Annotated in this window: 17 protein-coding genes; 12 read left to right on the top strand and 5 right to left on the bottom strand. The window is 73.1% G+C overall.

Annotation, left to right across the window (positions count from 1 at the left end):
- Positions 1-67: 67 nt before the first annotated feature.
- The gene (locus ACIOGZ_RS06310) at positions 68-697 is read left to right on the top strand and encodes an MBL fold metallo-hydrolase (protein ID WP_363617457.1); all 630 of its coding nucleotides are present in this window, start codon (positions 68-70) and stop codon (positions 695-697) included.
- Between the two features lie 54 nt (positions 698-751).
- Positions 752-1153, top strand: coding sequence for a pyridoxamine 5'-phosphate oxidase family protein (locus tag ACIOGZ_RS06305; protein ID WP_063350534.1), 402 nt, complete (start codon positions 752-754; stop codon positions 1151-1153).
- A gap of 21 nt (positions 1154-1174) precedes the next feature.
- Here the strand turns inward: ACIOGZ_RS06305 and ACIOGZ_RS06300 are convergent, their stop codons facing one another.
- The 3 genes from ACIOGZ_RS06300 to ACIOGZ_RS06290 all read right to left on the bottom strand — a co-directional run bounded on the left by ACIOGZ_RS06300 (position 1175) and on the right by ACIOGZ_RS06290 (position 4317).
- Positions 1175-2083, bottom strand: coding sequence for a phosphotransferase family protein (locus ACIOGZ_RS06300; protein WP_400806005.1), 909 nt, complete (start codon positions 2081-2083; stop codon positions 1175-1177).
- Positions 2084-2213: 130 nt separating this feature from the next.
- On the bottom strand, positions 2214-2747 hold the full coding sequence (locus ACIOGZ_RS06295) for a DinB family protein (protein ID WP_400806002.1): 534 nt from the start codon (positions 2745-2747) through the stop codon (positions 2214-2216).
- Positions 2656-4317: a serine/threonine-protein kinase gene (locus tag ACIOGZ_RS06290; protein WP_400985066.1), complete on the bottom strand. Its 1662-nt coding sequence runs from the start codon at positions 4315-4317 to the stop codon at positions 2656-2658. Before ACIOGZ_RS06290 ends, ACIOGZ_RS06295 begins: the two co-directional genes overlap by 92 nt.
- Positions 4318-4561: 244 nt before the next feature.
- Here ACIOGZ_RS06290 and ACIOGZ_RS06285 point away from each other — a divergent pair, with 244 nt between their 5' ends.
- A complete protein-coding gene (locus ACIOGZ_RS06285; RefSeq protein WP_063350538.1) occupies positions 4562-5116 on the top strand; it encodes a TetR/AcrR family transcriptional regulator in 555 nt (184 codons plus the stop codon).
- Positions 5117-5337: 221 nt separating this feature from the next.
- On the top strand, positions 5338-6450 hold the full coding sequence (locus tag ACIOGZ_RS06280; protein WP_400985064.1) for an agmatine/peptidylarginine deiminase: 1113 nt from the start codon (positions 5338-5340) through the stop codon (positions 6448-6450).
- On the opposite strand, the gene ACIOGZ_RS06275 is transcribed toward ACIOGZ_RS06280, so the two are convergent.
- A complete protein-coding gene (locus tag ACIOGZ_RS06275; RefSeq protein WP_363587559.1) occupies positions 6447-7055 on the bottom strand; it encodes a TetR/AcrR family transcriptional regulator in 609 nt (202 codons plus the stop codon). The two genes, ACIOGZ_RS06280 and ACIOGZ_RS06275, sit on opposite strands and share 4 nt — an antisense overlap.
- A 233-nt stretch (positions 7056-7288) precedes the next feature.
- Here ACIOGZ_RS06275 and ACIOGZ_RS06270 point away from each other — a divergent pair, with 233 nt between their 5' ends.
- Complete coding sequence (locus tag ACIOGZ_RS06270; protein WP_400985062.1) at positions 7289-8488, top strand: agmatine deiminase family protein; 1200 nt, start codon at positions 7289-7291, stop codon at positions 8486-8488.
- A gap of 137 nt (positions 8489-8625) precedes the next feature.
- On the opposite strand, the gene ACIOGZ_RS06265 is transcribed toward ACIOGZ_RS06270, so the two are convergent.
- Positions 8626-11745 carry a phosphocholine-specific phospholipase C gene (locus tag ACIOGZ_RS06265; protein WP_400985060.1) on the bottom strand — a complete coding sequence of 1040 codons (3120 nt, stop codon included), beginning with the start codon at positions 11743-11745 and terminating at the stop codon, positions 8626-8628.
- Positions 11746-12013: 268 nt separating this feature from the next.
- Between ACIOGZ_RS06265 and eccB the strand changes: the two genes are divergently transcribed.
- From eccB to ACIOGZ_RS06230, 7 genes are all read left to right on the top strand, one after another.
- Positions 12014-13492: a type VII secretion protein EccB gene (gene eccB, locus ACIOGZ_RS06260; RefSeq protein ID WP_363587565.1), complete on the top strand. Its 1479-nt coding sequence runs from the start codon at positions 12014-12016 to the stop codon at positions 13490-13492.
- Positions 13493-13582: 90 nt separating this feature from the next.
- On the top strand, positions 13583-13909 hold the full coding sequence (locus tag ACIOGZ_RS06255; RefSeq protein ID WP_363587567.1) for a hypothetical protein: 327 nt from the start codon (positions 13583-13585) through the stop codon (positions 13907-13909).
- Positions 13910-13950: 41 nt separating this feature from the next.
- A complete protein-coding gene (locus tag ACIOGZ_RS06250) occupies positions 13951-14247 on the top strand; it encodes a hypothetical protein (protein ID WP_363587569.1) in 297 nt (98 codons plus the stop codon).
- Positions 14248-14268: 21 nt separating this feature from the next.
- Positions 14269-14634 carry a hypothetical protein gene (locus ACIOGZ_RS06245; protein WP_363587571.1) on the top strand — a complete coding sequence of 122 codons (366 nt, stop codon included), beginning with the start codon at positions 14269-14271 and terminating at the stop codon, positions 14632-14634.
- An 89-nt stretch (positions 14635-14723) separates the two neighbouring features.
- Positions 14724-17129 (top strand): hypothetical protein, encoded by a 2406-nt coding sequence (locus tag ACIOGZ_RS06240; protein ID WP_400985059.1) that lies wholly within the window; start codon positions 14724-14726, stop codon positions 17127-17129.
- 146 nt (positions 17130-17275) lie between these two features.
- Complete coding sequence (locus tag ACIOGZ_RS06235) at positions 17276-17728, top strand: YbaB/EbfC family nucleoid-associated protein (protein ID WP_363587575.1); 453 nt, start codon at positions 17276-17278, stop codon at positions 17726-17728.
- The gene (locus ACIOGZ_RS06230) at positions 17721-18023 is read left to right on the top strand and encodes a hypothetical protein (RefSeq protein ID WP_363587577.1); all 303 of its coding nucleotides are present in this window, start codon (positions 17721-17723) and stop codon (positions 18021-18023) included. The genes ACIOGZ_RS06235 and ACIOGZ_RS06230 overlap by 8 nt, the downstream gene beginning before the upstream one ends.
- Positions 18024-18065 lie beyond the last annotated feature (42 nt).

The following is an 18065-nucleotide window of genomic DNA, read 5'->3' as shown; positions in this document are numbered from 1 at the left end:
GTAGCGAGCGAACCATCGAGAGGTGCGCATCGGGCGAAGCACCTGCCAAGCGAAGCGAGGTGGGCGCATGAGTCCGCGCATTGACCGGCTGGTGACGGCCGGGACCTTCGAACTCGACGGCGGCAGCTGGGAGGTGGAGAACAACGTCTGGATCGTCGGCGACGACGAGCAGGCGGTGGTGATCGACGCCGCGCACGACGCCGACGCGATCGAGGCCGCGCTCGGCGGGCGCCGGCTGCTGGCGATCGTCTCCACCCACGCGCACAACGACCACATCGACGCCGCCCCGGCCCTCGCCGCCCGCACCGGCGCGCCGATCCTGCTGCACCCGGACGACCTGCCGCTGTGGAAGCTCACCCACCCCGAGCGCCTCCCGGACGGCGAACTCGCCGACGGGCAGCGGATCGAGGTGGCCGGCACCGAGCTGACCGTCCTGCACACCCCGGGTCACGCCCCGGGCGCGGTCTGCCTGTACGCGCCGGAGCTCGGCACCGTCTTCACCGGCGACACGCTGTTCCACGGGGGCCCGGGCGCGACCGGCCGGTCGTTCTCGCACTTCCCGACGATCATCGACTCGATCCGTGAGCGGCTGCTGTCGCTCCCGGCCGAGACGGTGGTCCGCACCGGCCACGGCGACCCGACCACCATCGGCGCCGAGGCCCCGGCCCTGCCGGACTGGATCGCCCGCGGGCACTGACGATGAACGGCCCCCGGAGCACGGCGCGTGCTCCGGGGCCGTAGCATCGCGATCATGGCCCATGATCCCCGCGACCTCGACGACGCCTTCCTCGCCTTCTGGCGGGAGCGTCACATCGCCACCCTGACCACCGCTCGCCCGGACGGCTCGCCGCACGTGGTGCCGGTCGGCGTGACGTACCAGCCGGAGACCGGGACGGCCCGGGTGATCACCAGCCGCACCAGCCGCAAGGCCCGCAACGTGGCGGCGGCCGGCCCGCAGGGCCTGCGGGTCGCGGTCTGCCAGGTGGACCGGGCACGCTGGTCGACCCTGGAGGGCGTGGCCGTCGTCCGGGACGAGCCGGAGCAGGTCGCCGACGCCGAGCGGCGCTACACCGAGCGCTACCGCGAACCCCGGGCGAACCCGGACCGGGTGGTCATCGAGATCGCCGTCGACCGCGTCCTCGGCCGGCCCTGAGAGCCCTGCTCCCGGGCTTCCTCACGCGTGGCCCGCGCCCATCCTGAGCGCGAGCTCGCGGGCGTGGTCGGCCGCCGCCGGGCCCCGGCCGGCGTCGGGCGCCTCGGAGAGGAAGACGAGCGCCAGCATCAGCGCGGCGTCCAGCCGGCCCACGACCAGGCACGGATCGTCGTCGGCCGGGGCGGTCGCCGTCCTCGCGTACCCGCTGCGGACCGCCGCCGGGTCGAGGTCGTTCTCCGGGTACCGGGCGTACTCGACGAGCCGGCCGAACTCCAGGGCCGGGGGCCCGAGCAGGGCGTTCGACCAGTCGAGCAGGGCGACCGCCCGCCCCTGGTGGCGGCGGATGTTGGCGCTGCGCACGTCGAGGTGCAGCAGGCTGTCCTCGGTGAAACCGGCGAGGTGGCCGGCGATCAGGGAAGCGGCCGGCGGCTCGGGCCAGTCGCAGACGCGGCGGCCGATCTCGGCCCAGCGGCGCCCGATGCGTGCGGCGATCGCCGCCGCCGTGCCGGTTCCCTCCGCCGCGACGGGCCTCAGCTGCGGCGGCGGCACCCGGTGGAGCCGCGCGAGGAGGTGACCCAGCTCGAAGGAGTCGAGGTCCGAGCCGTCGTCGGGGACGTAGGCGGACAGCAGTACGTCGGGGGCGGCCGGGTCGTCCGCCAGGACGAGCTCCCTCGGCTGCGCGACCGGCAGGCCGTGGGCGGCCAGGTGCTTCGCGATGGCGTACTCCTGCCGGAGCAGGGTCCGGGTGTCCACGTGGGGGTCGTTGGCGTTCGACTCGAACCGCTGGCGCGCGAGCCGCACCGCGACGGGCTGCCCGTCCCGCGCCTGCGCCCGGAACACGGAGAACTCCAGTCCCTGGCCGACGAGTTCCAGGCCGCTCAGGCCCCACCGCTCGGCCAGGTCGTCCAACGCGGCGAATCGCTCACTCATGTGCACCTTCGGGGTTTCGCGGTCGCAGGTCGGCCTGCGTCTTTCACCACCAGTGTGAAGGCGCCGGGCGGGCACGTCAGGCGTTCACCGGAGACAGCGCGGGATGGCGCGGGTGCGGCTCCTGCCCGGCTCAGCCCCGGTTGTGGTCGCCGGCCGCGCCGTCGAGGAGTTCGCGCAGGATGTCCATGTGGCCCGCGTGCCGCGTGGTCTCCGTCACCATGTGGATGAGCACCCAGCGCAGCGACACGGCGTCGCCGAACCAGGCCTTGCCCAGGTCGTCGAGGTCGAGCTCGCCGATCATCTGGTCGGCGGCGGCGGCGGCGGCGCGGGCGCGGGCGTAGTACGCCAGGACGTCCTCGGTGGACTCGTGCGGCTCCACCCTCATATCGGAGGTCTCGTCGGCCTCCAGGTCGAAGGGCAGGGGCCCCGTCCCGCGGCCGAACGCCTCGCAGAACCAGCCCGGCTCGGCACCCCCCGGGTGCTTGACCAGGCCCGGCAGGTTCGTCCCCGACGGGGTCATCGGTCGCCGCAGCTGCTCGTCGTCCAGGCCGTCCGCCCGGGGTGGCGCCGCGTCAGGCGGAGCGGTGGTAGGAGGTGAGCGAGATCCGGACCGGGCCGTCGTCGGCCGTGGCGAGGATGCGGATGATGGCGATGTCCTGGCCACCCTGGGCGCGGACGCAGAAGCTGCGGTCGGTGCGCAGGGCGTTGAAGGGCAGGGAGGAGACCGGCTGGGTCTCGACGCCCTTGACGCAGTCGGGGAGGGTGAGCCGGCCGGTCGGCGCGACGTAGGCGTCGCTGTCCTCGGGGATGGAGAACTCGCCGGCGTGGCGGCCCAGGTACCAGGTGGAGGCGTCCTGGGCGGTGACCTTCCCGGCCTTGAGGTCGAACTCGTAGGTGGGGTCGGGGGAGGCGAGTTCGAGGTTGGTGTGGACGGCGGTGTACCCGGCGGCCGTCGTGGTGGTGGCGGCGGCGGTGGTGGCCTGGCCGGGGGCCGGGGCGGTGGTGGCGGCGCCGGCGGACGGGGCGAGGCCGGCGGCGACGTTCTGGTCGTCGAGGTCGTCGAGGTACTCGGGATCGAGCAGGACGAACGCGGCCGCGGCGCCGACGAGGAGGGCGGCGGTGGTCAGGAGCACGGTGCGGGTGCGGGTGCGGGTGTGCCGGCGGGCCGGGGCGGCGGGCTCGGGTCTGTCGGGGGCCGGTTGCAGCCGGGTGGGCGGCGGGGCGGGGAGGCCGAGCGTGGTCGGGGCGTCGGCCGCGGCCCGGGCCGGGGAGAGGACGGTGGCGGGCGGGGCGGGTGTGCCGGGCGTGGTCGGCAGGTCGCTGTGGCGGCGGATCGCGCTGCTGACCCGCTGGGGCAGCCAGTCGTCGGAGAAGCGGAGCTCGCCGCCGGTGGCGGGGTGCCGGCGGGCGGCCTCGATCAGCTGGGCGGTGCCCGGCCGGTCCTCGGGGCGCTTGGCCAGGCAGAGCCGGACCAGTTCGTGCAGTCCGGGCGGCAGCTGGGAGAGGTCGGGCTCCTCGTGCACCGCCCGGTACAGCGAGGCGGGCTCGGGCCCGTCGCCGAAGGGGGGAGTGCCGGAGCCGACGTAGGCGATCAGGGCGCCCAGCGCGAAGACGTCGGTGGCCGGGGCGGCGGACAGGCCGAGGGCCTGTTCGGGGGCCATGAAGCCGGGCGAGCCGATCCGCAGACCGGTGCCGGTGAGCGGGCTGGCGTCGGCGGCCCGGGCGATGCCGAAGTCGATGACGCGGGGGCCGTCGGTGGCGACGAGGACGTTGCCGGGCTTGAGGTCGCGGTGGACGACGCCCGCCGCGTGGATCGCCTGGAGGGCCTCGGCGATGCCGGCGAGGAGCAGCAGGACGCTCCGTTCGGGCAGCGGTCCGTAGTGCTGGACGACCTGCTGGAGGGAAGGACCGGGCACGAAGGTGGTGGCCAGCCAGGGAGTGGCGGCGTCGGTGCCCGCGTCGACCACCTGGGCGGTGTAGAGGCCGTGGATGCGCCGGGCGCTGGCGACCTCCTGGGCGAAGCGGTGCCGGAACTCGGGATCCTCGGCGAGTTCGGGCCGGACGACCTTGAGCGCGACCGGCCGCCCGCCGGGGGTGTAGGCCAGGTAGACGAGGCCCATGCCGCCTGCGCCGAGCCGCGCGCAGAGGCGGTAGCCGCCGACCTCGCGGGGGTCGTCCGGGGACAGCGCCTGGAACGCCGTGGGCGACGGGGCGCCGAAGGGCTCTGCGGTCATGCTGGCTCCCAGCGGGTCGTGCGGGTGGGACGGGGGAGTGGCGGAGCGGGGGCGGGGCAAGGCGGGGCGGGGCGGGGCGGGGCGAGGGTGCGGCGGGTGGGCCGGGGCCCGGGCGGACGCCGGTGTCGTGAAGCGCACCGGATCATACCCCGACTGGGATTTCAGTCAGGAATGGGGTCCTCCGGTCGGTCGGTGCCCCGTCCGGGTAAGGTGATTCCTTGTGGCTGACCGTCGAACCTTGATCATGGAAGCGGCTGCGCGGGTCATCGCCCGGCGCGGCGTCCGCGGGCTGCGCGTGGAGGAACTGGCGGCGGAGGCGGGTGTGTCCACCGCGCTGATCTACTACCACTTCAAGGACCGCGCGGGGATCCTCCGCGCGACGCTGGAGTTCATCAACGACCGGGCCGAGCGCTACACGACGGAGCGCGCGGCGGACGCGCCGCCGCTGGACGCCCGGGGCGAGCTGGAGCAGACGCTGCTGCTGGAGCTCCAGGACACCCCCGAGGTGCGGGAGAACAGCACGGCCTGGGGCGAGCTGCGGGCGAGTGCGGTGTTCGACCCCGAGCTGCGGGAGGACCTGGCCCGGGCCACCCTCGTCTGGGTTCAGGAGGTCGCGGAGTTGCTCGGACAGGTGCGGCCGATGAACGGGGCCGCCGCCCTGGCGGCCTCGGCCGAGCGGCTGACCGCGCTGCTGGAGGGGCTGAGCGTCCGTTGGCTCAGCGGCAGCCTGCCGGTGGCGCACGCGCGCGAGCTGATGGCCGGCGCGATCGAGGCCGAAGTGGAGCGACTGCGCGGGTAGCGCGCGTCGCGTTCCGGCCCCGGGCGAGGCGGCCCGGGGCCTTCTCGCGTGCCGGGGCCTTCTCGCGCGCCGGGCCTCTTCCCGGGCCGGGCCTTTTCCCGTGTCGGGGCCGGCTGGGCAGTTCCATGATCTGGAGCTTGACTGAAAATTCAGTCAATGTCAGAGTTGCGGCTGCGGGGCCACCGGTCACTCGGTGGGCAATACTTGATTCGGAGATCGTCATGAGCAACACCCACGGTGACAACCGCTCCCTGTTCGACCGCCTCTTCGGGGCCCCGCCCCCGCACCAGGCGGAGCACGGGCTGCCGTACGCCGGCGAGGCCGGGCTCCCGCAGTGGTGGGTGGACCGCGACGACGTCCCGCACGCCCGCACCTGGATGTCCTGGCCGTCCTGCAAGTCCGTCTGGGGCCGGCAGCTGGCGGGTGTCCAGCAGGACATCGCGCTCATCGCCCGGACGATCGCCCGATTCGAGCCGGTGGTCATGTGTGCCCCGGACGACTACAGCGTCCGGGAGGCCCGGTCCCTGTGCGGATCCGCCGTCACCGTGACGGACGCCGTCCCCACCGATGACCTCTGGATGCGGGACACCGCCCCGGTGTTCCGGCGCGACGGCTACGGGCGGCTCGACGCCGTCGGCCTCAACTTCAACGGCTGGGGCGGCAAGCAGACCCACCGCGACGACGCGGAGGTCGCGCGCGGCATCGCCGAGATGCTCCGACTCCCCTTCTCCTACGCGGAGTTCGTCGGCGAGGGCGGCTCGGTCGAGACCGACGGCGACGGCACCCTGATGGCCACCGAGAGCAGCCTGGTCAACAAGAACCGCAACCGGGGCATGAGCCGGGACGAGATCGAGGAGGCCGTCCTGGAGGTGTACGGCGCGGACAAGATGATCTGGGTCCCCGGGATCAAGGGCCGGGACATCACCGACGACCACATCGACGTCACCTCCCGGTTCGTCCGGCCGGGCGTCGTCCTGGTGCAACTGCCCCCGGCGGACCGCCACGACGTCTGGGCCCGGGACGCCCGCGAGCAGTTCGACATCCTCTCCCGGGCCACCGACGCCAGGGGCCGCCGGCTCCGGGTGATCCGGGTGGACGGCCCCGACACCGTCCGCTCGCGGGACTCGAAGTTCGTCGACTCGTACCTGAACTTCCACGTCGTCAACGGGGGCGTGATCGCGGCGCAGTTCGGCGACGTGTACAAGGACGAGGCCGCCCGGCGCACCCTCGCCGAGGCCTTCCCCGGGCGCGAGGTCGTCCAGCTCGACGTCGACCGCCTGATGGCCGGGGGCGGCGGCATCCACTGCTCCACGATGCAGGAACCGCTGCCTTAGGGCCTGTCCGGTCGGCCCGGGAGACGTTCGGCCCGCCAGCCCGCGATCTCCGTGCCGATCGCCTCGCCGAGCAGGCTGCGCGCGCGGTCGAGCGGCAGCGAGCCGCTCAGCCACCGGATGGAGAGGCCCTCCAGGAGTGCGGTGAGGCGTTCGGCGGAGGCCGCGTGCGCGGGCGCGGTGCCGAACGGGTGGGCGCGGCCGAGCAGGCCGGCGATCTCGTGCACCCAGGTGTGGGTGGCCCTGGCCAGGTCCTCGCGGAGGCGGGACTCGAAGACCGCGCTGGCCCGCAACTCGCCCCAGGCGGTGCTGTTCTCGCGGACCTCGGTGGAGTCCTGGAGTTCCAGCAGCAGGGCCTGGGCCAGTTCGCTCCAGGGGTCGTTCGCGGGCGCCCCGGGCTCCGGTTCGGCGGTGTAGCGGTCGGCCCGTTCGCCGATGAACTCCAGGGTCTCGCGGAGGATCCCGGCGCGGTCGGTGAAGTGGTAGTAGATCAGCGAGGTCGACACCCCGGCCGCGGCCGCCAGTTCCCCCACCCGCAGTCCGCGTACGCCGCGTCGCGCGATGAGTCTCGTGGCCGCTCTCAGTATCTCTGTTCGACGGTCTGGCACGGTGGTCCACTGTACTCGAATTATTGACTGAACTTTCAGTCTCTCCCGGGAGGCGCCCACCCGGCCCACCCGGCCCACCCGGCCCACCCGGCCCACCCGGCCCTCCCGGCCCGGCGGATCGCCCGATTCGCCCGATCGGCGCCGCGCGGGCTCGCCGCCGGACCCGCCGGCCGCCCCTACTGTCGGATATCGCCCGTTTCGGGGTGGAATCCGTGTCGACGAGGGGACCTGCCGTGAGAGAACCCGCCCTGTCCCGCCGGGCCGTGCTGCGCTCCGGGGCGGCCGTGGCCGTGGTCGCGATGGTGGAAGGCTGCGGTTCGTCGGGGGCCTCGTCCCCGAAGGACGAGCCGACCACGGCCGCCGGCACGGGCACGGGAGGAGCCGCGAGCGCCGCGGCGTCGTACGCGATGCCGGCCGAGTGGCGTCCGCACACCAGGACGTTCATGGCCTGGCCGGCCCTCGACTCGGTGTGGGGCGACCAACTGCCCGCCGTCCGCCAGGACATCGCGCACGTCGCGCAGGCCGTCGCCCGGTTCGAACCGGTGGTGCTGATGGCCCGACCGGACCAGAGCGCCGCGGCCCGGCAGCTGTGCGGCTCCAGCGTCGAGGTCCTCGACCTGGCGGTGGACGACCTGTGGGCCCGCGACACCGCTCCGACCTTCGTCACCGGCCCGGCAGGGCTGGCCGGCGTCGACCTCAACTTCAACGGCTGGGGTGGCAAGCAGACCCACGACAGCGACGCCAAGGTCGCCCGGAACCTCCTCGACCACTACGGGATCCGGCGCATCCAGGCGCCGATCACCGGCGAGGGCGGCGCGATCGAGGTCGACGGCGAGGGCACCCTGATGGCCACCGAGAGCTCGTGGGTCAACTCGAACCGCAACCCGGGCACCAGCCGCGACCAGATCGAGGGGGCCCTGAAGGACCTGTTCGGCGTCCAGAAGGTCATCTGGTTCGCCGGCGTGGCCGGGCAGGACATCACCGACTGCCACATCGACGCCCTGGCCCGGTTCGCGGAGCCGGGCGTGGTCGTCATCCACCGCCCCGGCCCCGACACGCCGCCGGACATCTGGTCCCGCGCCTCCGACCAGGCCTTGCAGGTGCTCGGCTCCACCACCGACGCCAAGGGCCGCAAGCCGCGGATCGTGGAACTCGCCGAACCCGACCTCACCGGGCAGCCGGACCGGGGCAAGGACTTCCTGGCCACCTACCTCAACTACTACGTCGTCAACGGGGCCGTGATCATGCCCCAGTTCGGGGACAAGGCCTCCGACGACCGGGCGGCGGGCGTGCTGGCCGACCTCCACCCCGGCCGCGAGATCGTCCCGGTGAGCATCAACGCCATCGCGGCCGGCGGTGGCGGCATCCACTGCTCGACCCAACAGCAGCCCGAGGCCGCCGGGGCCTCCGGCGGCTCCTCGGGCCCGGCCTGACCGATCGGTCCGAGCGGCCGGGCCCGACCGGCCGACCAGGCTTGACCGAGCGGCCGGGCCTGACCGAGCGGCCGGGCCGCGCCGAGCCCGGAAAGCAGGGGCGGCGCAGCACGGCCGATCGGGCCGTTCCCGGACGGTCAGCCCGTGATCGGCCGGCTGTCCAGGCGGACGTGGTCGACCGCCCAGTACCAGTTGTTGCCCGCGTCGTACATCCGGAACTTCAGCGTCACCGCCTGCGCCCCCGCCGGGACGGCGAGGCGGCGGGTGACGAGGGTGTTCTGGACGTCCTTGCCGGCGTTGTCGTTGCCGGTGGCGTCGGCGCTGTAGAAGACCAGGCGGGTCTCCGTGCCGTTGTCGAACACGGCGGTGACGGACGCCTTCTGCGGGGCCTCCTGCCGGTAGTGCGAGTCGAAGGCCAGGTACAGGGTGTCGGCGCCGGCCGGGAGGCGGACGGCGGGGGAGACGAGCGTGGAGTCGAAGACGCCCTTCCGGGAGGGGGAGCCGGTGTCGTCCCAGTCGTCCGGGTCGGCGACGGCGAGGACGCCCAGGCCGCGGGTGAAGTTGCCGCGGTCCTGCCCGGCCGGGGTGGACCACTCCCGCTTGGTGTGGAAGGTCCAGCCCTGGAGACGGACGGTGCCCTGCGGCATGCCGGGGGCGTTGACCACCGACCAGCCCTGCGGCGCCTGAGCCGTCCAGCCGAGCACGCCGTCCTGCGGCTGGAGCACGCCGGCCAGCGACTCGAAGTCCTCGCCCAGCAGGTGGCCGGCCATCACGGGGGCGGGGCGGGCGGCGAGTTCGCCGTCGGCGATCGCGAAGCGGTCGCCGGCCAGCGCCCGGGCGGTGACCAGGATCCGGTGGGTGGCGCCGTCCGGCAGCTGGGCGGGCGGGGTGACCTCCCAGACGGCGGTGGCGGTGGCGCCGGCGGCGAGCGAGGCGGGCGGCGCGGTGACGGCGGTGACCGTCCAGCCCGGCGGGACGATCGGCTGCGCCTCGACGGCGGTGAGCGCGGTGGTGGCGGTGAGCACGGCCGAGACCCGGGCCGGGCGGCCGGGCAGCAGGACGGGTTCGTCGATGGTGCTGGAGGCGGCCCCGAGGGCGACGTCCACGGCGAGCGGGTCGGCCAGGCCCAGGGCCGGGTCGGTGACCGTCCGGTCGTCCCAGGGGAAGCGGCCGGCGATCCGGCGGCGGAAGGTGAGGTCCCCGCGGACGGCCACCGCGACGTCGTACCAGCCCTCGGGCCGGACCGCGAGGTTGACGGTCCGGTCGTCGCCGGCCGCGACCCGCACCTCGCGCAGCCCGTCGCCGTAGGCGAGGTCGCCGACCAGGAAGGTCTGGGCGGTGCGCGAGCGGTTGATCACGTCGACTTCGAGGACCTTGCCGTCGCGCTCCTCCGACAGCGACACCTCGTACGTGGCGGCGGCATCGCCGCGCAGGTGCCACAGCGCGCCGTTGGGGCCGTGGACGCGCAGGTCGTAGCCCTCCGGGCCGACCGTCCAGACGTCGGAGAGCCGGCTCTTCGCGCCGACGGTGTAGTGCCGGGGCGCGCCGCCCGGTGCCGGGTAGACGGCGAACACCGCGCCCTGGCGGCCCTGGTTGACCAGGTCGAGGGTGAGCTCGCCGCCCTTCAGCCGGGGCTTGACCAGCAGGTCGTAGGGCGCCGGGCGGGCCGAGCGGGTGCCGCGCTGCTGCTGCGGGAAGGCCTGCGGGCTGGGCACGGTGGGGGCGGGGAGCTTGCCGGTGTCGACCACCTTCTGCCGGTTGCCGCTGGTGTCGGGCAGCTGCGGCCAGACCGGGTTGCGGCCGGAGAAGTCGAAGACGTTGGTGAGGTCGCCGCAGACGGTGCGCCGCCACGGGCTGATGTTGGGCTCCTGGACGCCGAAGCGCTGCTCCAGGAAGCGCAGCACCGAGGTGTGGTCGTAGACGGTGGAGTCGACGACCCCGCCGCGGGTCCACGGCGAGACCACGACCATCGGCACCCGCACGCCCAGACCCATCGGGTACGGGCCGGAGACCAGGGTCTCGCCGGCCGGCAGGGTGTCGGACCAGGTGAGCGAGCCGTCCGCGGCCTTGACCCGGTACTTGCCGTCCTGACCGACGACCCGGTGGTAGGTGGCGGAGCCCTTGCCGACGCGGACGACGACCTCGCCGTCCACCGGCACGGTCGACTTGCCGCGCCCGGTGGCCAGCGGCGGGACGGGCGGCAGCTGGTGGTCGAAGAAGCCGCCGTGCTCGTCGTAGTTGAGGATGAAGACGGTCTTCTGCCACACCTCGGGCTTCGCCGCCAGGGCGGCGAGCAGCCGGGCGGTGAGGTGCTCGCCGTTCGGCGGCGCGTAGTTGGCGTGCTCGGAGAGCGCGGCCGGGGCGACGATCCAGGACACCTGCGGCAGCTGGTCGGCCTGGACGTCTGCGGCGAAGGCGTCGACCAGGGCGTCGCCCATCGCGAACGGGTCGTTCTTCTTCGCCGGGTCGCCGACGGCCCGCATGCCGCGCTCGTACAGCGGCTCGCCGGGCTTGGCCTTGACGAAGGGGGCGAACCAGGCGAGCGCGTTGTCGTCGAAGTTGTCCAGCGCCTGGTAGGTCTTCCAGCTGACGCCGGCCCGCTCCAGGCGCTCGGCGTAGGTGGTCCACTCGTAGCCGCCGGGGATCTCGGTGTTGTCGGTCACCGGGGTGTCCCGTACGGTGCCGCCGCTGGTCCCGGTCATCAGGTGGTCGCGGTTGGTGTTGGTGTTGCACTGGACGGACGCGTAGTAGGCGTCGCAGGTGGTGAACACCGAGGCGAGCGCGTGGTAGAAGGGCATGTCGGCGCTCTCGTAGTAGCCCTGGCCGAGCCAGCCGCCGGAGCGGCGGGTGACCGAGCCGTCGGCGAGGCCGTCGTTCCAGGCCTTCATGGAGTCCACGAAGCCGAAGGCGGGCGCGCCCTGCTGGTAGGCGCTGGTGTGCGCGGCGTTCATCGGGAAGGGCAGCAGGTGGCCCTCCTTGCGGCCCGGGTCGGGCTGGTGGAACACCGAGCGCCCGTTGATCCCGCGCACCGCCGTCCGGTCGCCGAAGCCGCGGACGCCCGCCAGGGTGCCGAAGTAGTGGTCGAACGCGCGGTTCTCCTGCATCAGCACCACGACGTGCTGGATGTCCGCCAGCCGTCCGGGCTTGGCCGGCGCGGCGAGCGCCTCCTGGACGCTGATCGGGAGGGCGGACAGCACGGCGGCCGCCGCCGCGCCGCCGAGCAGGCTGCGGCGCGACAGTTCGGGCATCGGACTCATCGGGTGGGGCTCCTTGCTGACGGGCGCCGGACCATCGGTTCGACCCGGACCAGTCATGTTTCTAAGTGACCGAGGTGACCGGGGCCGGGGAGTTCGATGACGATCCGATGGCCGCCAAGGGGCCCGGAGCTGTACAGACAACTTGACTTGACGCCGAGCCACGGAGAACCGCGGTCGACGAAGCCCGGTGAACTCTCGCGCCCCTCCGGGCCGTAGCACCGGGGTGGGGGCGCGGAAGCGGCGCGCCCGGACACCGGGGAGGAACTGGATGCAGTCCCGACGCGACCAGGTGCAGGCGCACCTGTTCGTGATGAGCAGGCTGGCCTCCGGCATGCTGCGGGCCGAGCCCGACGCGCCGGACACCCCCACCGGGCGGACCACCCGGGGCACCACGACCGGACTGGCCGTGGCCGTCCTGATCGGGCTCGGGGTCGTGGTGTACGGGGTCATCAAGCCCGGCGGCGACGCCGGCTGGACCAAGCCCGGCACGCTCGTGGTGGTGGAGGAGACGGGCGCCCGCTACCTGTTCGTGGGCGGGCAGCTGCACCCGGTGCTGAACGACACCAGCGCCCGGCTGGTGGCCGGCGACCAGATGGCGGTGGCCCAGGTCGGCCGGGCGTCGCTCGCGGACGTGCCGCGCGGCGCTCCGGTCGGGATCGTCGGCGCCCCCGACGGGCTGCCGCCGGCCGCCGAACTCGCGGGCGGCACCTGGCTGGTGTGCGGGACCGTCCAGCCCGGCCCGACCGGCGCCCCCGCGCCCCGGCTGGGCCTGCTGATGGACCCGGTCAAGGAGGGCAAGGCGCTGACCCCTGGTCAGGCCGTGCTGGTCTCCCTCCCGGACGGGACGGTGCACCTGCTCTGGCAGGGCCAGCGACTGCGCGTCGACACCGCCAACCAGGCCCTGCAGGCACTCGGCTACGGCGGAGCGACGCCCTTCCCCGTCCCGGCCGGGGTGCTGAACGCGCTGCCCGCCGGACCGGATCTCGCCTCCCCCGCCGTCCCCGGGCGCGGCGGCGACGGCCCGGTGCTCTCCGGGAAGCCGACCCGCATCGGCCAGCTCTTCGACGTCGCCGGCGGTGCGCACTACCTGCTCACCAAGGACGGCCTGGTCCCGCTCACCACGACCCTGTACGAGCTGCTGCGCGGCGATCCGCGCACCCAGAAGGAGGCGTACGCGAACAACGCCCCGGCGCCCGCGCTGATCGGCCCGGTCGACCTGGCCGCCCACACCGCGCCGGGCGGGGCTCCGGCCACGGGACTGCCCGAGACGCCGCCGACCCTGGTCACCCCGCTGCACGGCGAGGGGGTCTGCGCCGACCTGCACACCGGCGCCGGCTCCCCGGTCACCGCGATCACCCTCCTGGACGCGGCCGCGGCGGACACCGGCCGCCCGCCGACGGTCCCGTCGGGTGCGGCGGGCGGCACCTGCGCGGTGGCCGACCGGATCTCCGTCCGGCCCGGGCGCGGGGCCCTGGTCAAGGCGGTCTCCGGCGCGGGCACGGGCAGCACCGAGTACCTGGTCACCGAGGCCGGGGTGCGGTATCCGTTGCCCTCGACGGCCGTCGCCAAACAGCTCGGCTACGGGGGCGCCACGCCGGTCTCGGTGCCCGCCCCGGTGGTCGGGCTGCTCCCCGCCGGGCCGCTCCTCGACCCGGCGGCGGTGGCCGACGGGGCCGCCGCCACGCCGACGGCCGCCTCGACGGCCGCCGCCGCGGCCGCCGCGCCCGGTTCGGCCCCGTGCAGCTGAACCACCCGGTCTCGCGGGCCCGTTGAGTCGGTCAGGAACGTGTGCGGGGTCGCAGTCGCGCCCCCGCTCGTGCAGGGAAGGGAGCATGCCGTGGGCACACCGTCCATGTTGACGAAGGAAGACGAGGCGATCCGCCAGGTTCTTTCGAGCCTGGAGCAGCAGATCGAGAACATGGTGACCGCCGGCCGCACGGTCGAGCGGATCAAGGAGGAGCTCGCCGCCGGCTACATCTCCGGGGCGAGCAGCATGTTCCAGTCGAGGGTCGACGACTGGATGCAGCGCTACCAGCAGGTCATCGGTGCCTTCGAGCACTTCGTCCAGTCCACCCAGGGCGCCAACCAGATCCTCACCCAGGCCGAGGACGACGCCCGGGCACACGCCGCGGACGGCATCTACAACGGGCTCCAGGGCGCCTGAGGGCGCGTCGGAAGAGCAGGAAGACTAGGGAAAGCGAACCGATGGACTTCGGAAACATCCAGCTCCACCACGAGACGGTCGAGCAGTCGGCGGCCGAGCTCCGGCAGGCCGGCAACCTGATGCGCAGCAACCTGGACGAGCTCATGGGCAAGCTGAGGGGCGTGATCGACGGCGGGCACTTCCAGGGTGTCGCCGCCACCGCCTTCGAGGAGCTCTCCCGGGTCGTCGCGGCCAACGAGTCGAAGATGGACGAGGACATCGAGGGCGCGGCGGGCACGCTCACCAAGATGCACGACATCATGATCGAATCGGACTACAACGCCGGCAAGCAGTTCTAGTCCGGGCGGGGGCACGCGACCATGGGTGAATCGACGATCAAGGTGACGGTCGAGGGTCTTGAGACCTTCGTGAAGGACCTGAACGCCTTCGAGCAGGACGTCAACGGCCAGAAGACGTCCTGGAGCGAGGTGCCGGCCCTGAAGCCGGGGCGGGAATCGTTCCCCGCGACGAAGGCCTTGAAGGCCAACTTCGACGCCTTCTCCAAGAGCGTGGGCGAATCGATCGAGGCCATCCGGGGCGACGTCGACAAGATCGTGCTCGACCTGATCAAGGCGCGGGAGAAGCTTCACCTCGGAGACGGTGAAGCCCTGACGGAGGCCCAGATGATGGACGTCCTCAAGGACGTTCTCGGCGGAGTCACCGGAGCTCCCGCCCCGCCCAAGTGAGGGCCGTCGTCGGATCGGACGGTTGTGGGGCCGCCCGATCCGACGGCACACCGATGTCCTGACCCGTGTCACCGCGTTCGGAGGAAACCATGGCGGACGAGCCGCCCAAGACAGAGCCGCCCAAGGTCACGTACACCTGGGAACAGATGCTGGAGGCGTTCGCGGGGTCGGACCACAGCGCCATCGTGAAGCGGGGGGACGTCACGGGGCAGCCGTGGATCACCGGGCAGGAGCTGGTGACGGACTCCCGGTACAACAACAACCTGCGCAAGAAGAAGGACGGCCTGTCCACCCACAACGCCGGCTACGACATGTGGGCGGAGTGGGACTACGGTGACGGCAACGCCACCACCGCGTTCACCACGATCCTGGGTGTGACCTACAACTGGCCCTTCTTCGACGACAAGCCCTCCGGTAAGACGGGGAGCGTGCTGCACCTGTTCCATACCGACCCCGGAGAGATCCTCGGCGGGGCCATCTTCCAGGGGGGCCCGGGTAACGACAACACGAACTACAAGACGCTGACCGAGGCGGCGCGGATCCTCGCCCTGGTGGACACGTTCTTCGCGGACAACCGGGCGAAGATCCACCAGTGGGCCGAGTCCGTGGACGGCGCGGGCAGCGATTTCCAGGGCAGTGCGGCCGGCCGGTTCAAGGAGGTCCTGGTCGGGCTGCAGAACGAGTTCAAGACGCTGCACTACCGACTCAGCGGCGACCTCGACGCGTTCAAGGACGACGCCCCCGCGCCGGCCGCGGGCAGCAGCATCGCCGACAAGCTGAAGGCGGCAGGCGATGCGCTGGTCAAGGTCCAGCAGGACATGTACAACAACGGGTACAACCCCTGGCGCGGGTACAGCGCCTTGACGGACCCCACGGGCTCGTGGGCGTACAAGAAGAACGACGACCCGGACAAGCACGCCACGTACGCCTGGCCGGACCTGTGCATCCACTACGCGTTCACGCAGGAAGTCCAGAAGCTGACGGCGACCCGCTACCCGACGAACGACGCCTCAGGGGATTCGTACGAGGCCACGGTCACCGGCGGCTCTACGACCATGACGAGCGGTTCCACCGGAACCGCGTCGGTCGCCGCCTTCGCCACGGTCCTGAACAACGCGGCGACCAAGCAGTGGACGGACGAGGTCGTCAGGGTGCTCGACAAGGCGGCCACCGACGCCGGGACCGCCCTGGCGACCGCCTACGAGGCCGCGGCCAGGGTCCTGATGTCGTTCGCGGCCCCGGGCATGGACCTGGCGCCGGACAAGGTGGACCCCCCGAAGGACGGCCCCGACAAGGGGCCCGGCGGTCCTGACGGCCCGAAGGACGACACCAAGGGCCCGCCGAAGGGCGGCGCCGGTGCTCCGCCGCCGGGCATCGCGCCGCCCCCGCCGCCGAAGCCCGGCGGGATCGGCGGCGGGGGCGGTGGCAAGGGCGGCGGCACCGGGACCGGTGGCATCGGCGGCATTGGTGGCATCGGGGGGATCGGCGGAGGCAACGGCCAGGCGCCGCTGCTCGACAAGAACGGCAAGCCGGTCCTCGACAAGGACGGCAAGCCGATGTACGTCCCGCCGGGGACGACGGTCAACGGCAAGGGCGAACTCATCGGCCCCGACGGCAAGCCGCTGCTCGGCCCCGACGGCAAGCCCCGGCACGTGCCGGTGGGCACCGTCGTGGGCCAGCCGACCACGGGGTCGGGCGGCTCGGGCGGTTCGGGCGGTTCGGGCGGGTCGACGTCCAATACGCCGTTCAAGGTGCCGCCGGGCTCGAAGATCAACGACGACGGCACGGTCACCACCCCCGAGGGCAACCTGCTGAAGGACTCCAACGGCAACCCGGTGGTGCTCCGCAAGGACGACAAGATCGACGCGGACGGCACCGTCCGCACCGCGAGCGGTCGGCCCGTCTCGCAGTTCGAGCAGCTGCTGTCCGACGAGGAGCACGCGCTCTCCGGGCGGGGCGGCGGGCTCGTCGTCGGTGGGGGAGGTGGCAGCGGCGGCAGCGGCAGCAGCTGGACCGGCCTGCCGAGCTCGCTCGGCGGCGGCGGAATCTCCTTCGGCGGTTCCGGCGGTTCGAGCTCCCTCAAGAGCGGCACCGACCTGTTCGGCGAGCCCTTCAGCGGCCAGGGCTCCGGCCCCAAGACCATGGGCGGCATCGCCGCTCAGGGACCGCCGCGCATCGGCGTCAGCGACCGCCTGGCCTCCGCCCTGGGCATCGACAAGGGGGCGACGGCCGCCGAGGAGGCCATGGCCTCCCGCACCATGGCGGCCGAGCGGGCGTCAGCGGCCGGGCTGGCCGGCGAGGAGGCCCAGCTGATGGGCCGGGGGGTCTCCACCACCGGTGGCGGCGGCCCCATGATGCCGCCGATGGGCGCCGGTGCCGGCGCGGGCGCGGGCGGTCAGGGGGAGAAGGAACGGCAGCGCACCACCTGGCTGGCCGAGGACGAGGAGGTCTGGGGCACCGACTCGGGCGCCGTGACGGGCGTCATCGGCCGCTGACCGGGCGATTCGCGTCGGCGGTCGAACCGCAGGACCCCGCCCATCCGTAGAGAGAACCGTACGACCCCACGAGCCGGCGCGTCCCGGGCCTCACCCCCGTAGGCCCGGGACGCGTCATCGGGATTCGGGACGAGACGGAAGTGCGGGTGAAGGCGTTGTCGTACGCCGAGCAGATCGAACAGGCCATGGCCGCTCTGGAGGAGCAGCAGGCCAAGATGGCGGTGGCCGCCAAGGAGTTGCAGGCGGCCACCGCCTCGGTGACGTCCAAGGACCGGATGGTCACCGCGACGGTCGGGGCGCAGGGGCAGGTGGTGTCCCTGGTCTTCCACACCACCGCGTACCGGTCGATGGCACCGGCCCAGCTGGGGCAGGTCCTGGCTGACGTGCTGAACACCGCGCGGGCCGACATCGGCGAGCGGGTCGCGGAGACCATGGGCGCGTTCAGCGGCCTGGGCGAGGCCCTGCGGGCCTCGATGACCGGCGGGACCGAACTCGACGACCTCTTCGCGCCGCTGCGGGACATGCGGCCCGGCTACGCCGACGAGGCCGCCGCGGCGGACCGCCGCAAGCGCGACCGGCAGGAGGAGTTCCGTGGCTAAGCCCCAGCTGACCGCGATGGCGGACCTGAAGGACAAGTTCGCCAAGTTCGGCCCGCTCTCGGACACCATCGAGGAAGTCCGCCGGTGGACCGACGAGATCAACGAGTTCAACAAGAGCTCGGCGGGCAACGACGACATCGGCAAGGAGTACCACAAGAACGTGGACGGGCCGACCGCCGATCTCGACGACCTGTTCAAGAAGGTGCGCGACCAGGTCGAGGGCGCCGGAACCAAGGGTCAGAAGACCTCCGAGATGCTGAAGAACGCCGACGAGGAAGCCAAGAACCAGAACTGACGATCCGTCAGGTTCTCGGTCCGGCCCGCTTCGCCCAACCCT

It is taken from the genome of Kitasatospora sp. NPDC088160 (assembly GCF_044741445.1).
Taxonomy (GTDB): domain Bacteria; phylum Actinomycetota; class Actinomycetes; order Streptomycetales; family Streptomycetaceae; genus Kitasatospora.
The sequence above is the reverse complement of the archived record's forward strand: the minus strand, read 5'-3'. Positions and strand labels throughout refer to the sequence as shown.